Origin of the sequence: Paraburkholderia sp. SIMBA_054 (assembly GCF_046534875.1) — a bacterium.
In the GTDB taxonomy this organism is placed as follows: Bacteria; Pseudomonadota; Gammaproteobacteria; order Burkholderiales; family Burkholderiaceae; genus Paraburkholderia; species Paraburkholderia hospita.
Genome location: NZ_JAWRXV010000607.1, coordinates 1 through 281 on the forward strand (window position 1 = coordinate 1; position 281 = coordinate 281).

The 281-nt window shown below is 60.9% G+C and carries 1 pseudogene; it reads left to right on the forward strand.

Going from position 1 to position 281, the window contains the following annotated elements:
- A pseudogene (locus tag SB822_RS56530) lies at positions 1-281 on the forward strand (glucose-6-phosphate isomerase); the annotation flags it as partial.

Genomic DNA, 281 nt, shown 5'->3' on the forward strand with positions numbered 1-281 from the left:
ACTACCTGCCTTCATATCTTCAGCAACTGGAGATGGAGAGCAACGGCAAGTCGGCGCGTCTGGATGGCGCGATGGTCGACTATCCGACCTCCGCGGTAACGTGGGGCGAGCCGGGTACGAACGGTCAGCATGCGTTTTTCCAGATGCTGCATCAAGGTCCGACCATTGTGCCGATCGACTTCGTCGCCGTGCTGACGCCTGAGCATCCGCTCGTCAATCAGCACGCGAAGCTGCTCGCCAACTGCTTCGCGCAAAGCGAAGCGCTGATGCTCGGCCGCACG